Here is a 913-nt window from a genome sequence, read left to right on the forward strand (position 1 = left end):
GCTTCGGTGCCACTCCACCAGAGGAACGGTTGCTCGAGCTTTCGCAGCAGCGATGCCAGCGCATGGCTCTTGCCGATCCCGGATTTCCCGATCAGACCGATGCCGCCGTGACTGTCTTCCGGACTCCACTCGAAGATCTTCTGGAAGAGCAGCGTCACCTCTGCCCGTTTCGCGCCGTGATAGCCCTGCGGCAATCGGTTGAAGAAGTATTTCCGCCAGGCTCGATCGCGTTCTTGCCTTGCCCAGGAGTCCGCCTGTTGCGCATCGCATCGATCGCAAAGCGGGACGATCCCGCGCATCAAGGGAGACTCATCAAACTCGACACGGGCCTTGCATTTCGGGCACGCACCGACAGCACGTCTTGTGGTTAAATTCAGGTTCATTGGCTTCATTTTTCCCAGTCGAGCAGCTCCGTGCTCTGGGCTTTCGGTTTGGGGTTTGCCGTGCCGGCCATGCGGCTGGCGTAGGTCTTCAGATCGGCTTGCCAGTTGCTGCCGACGTGGATGTTTCCGCCGCCACCGGTGCCCTTGATCCAGTCGGTTGCCTCTCGAGCGTGCCACCATTCGTCGGCAAGCTCCGCCGTGACGCCGATGGTCGCCGCTGCTGATTTTGCCTGGGCAAGCGTGGGTCTTCGATTGGATCTCGGAAGCGTTGCGTTTGGCTCTTGCGCCTGCGCTATCTCTCTCTCCCTATCCTTCTGGTTTCTGGTCTCTGGTATATCCCCGGGAATCGGGCGGGAATTCTCCGGGAATCCGCCGGGAGGTTTCCGGGAACTTGGTGGGAGTATTTCGGGAATGTCGCCGGAATCATTCGGGAACAGCGCGGGAAACAAGCGGGAGACCAACTCGCGGTATGCCCATATCTGCCGTTCCTTGGCTTTCTTCGAATTCCGGGAGCGTTCCCGTTCCACTTC

General features: G+C 59.7%; 2 protein-coding genes. Both read right to left on the minus strand.

All coding sequences use genetic code 11. The annotated features are described in order from the left end of the window. On the minus strand, positions 1-383 hold a 383-nt coding region (locus JIN85_RS20600), incomplete at its 3' end, for a hypothetical protein (protein ID WP_200274396.1). Between the two features lie 5 nt (positions 384-388). After that, the coding region (locus JIN85_RS20605; RefSeq protein ID WP_200274398.1) for a hypothetical protein at positions 389-913 on the minus strand (525 nt) is incomplete at its 5' end.

Origin of the sequence: Luteolibacter pohnpeiensis, assembly GCF_016595435.1 — a bacterium.
Lineage (GTDB): Bacteria > Verrucomicrobiota > Verrucomicrobiia > Verrucomicrobiales > Akkermansiaceae > Luteolibacter > Luteolibacter pohnpeiensis.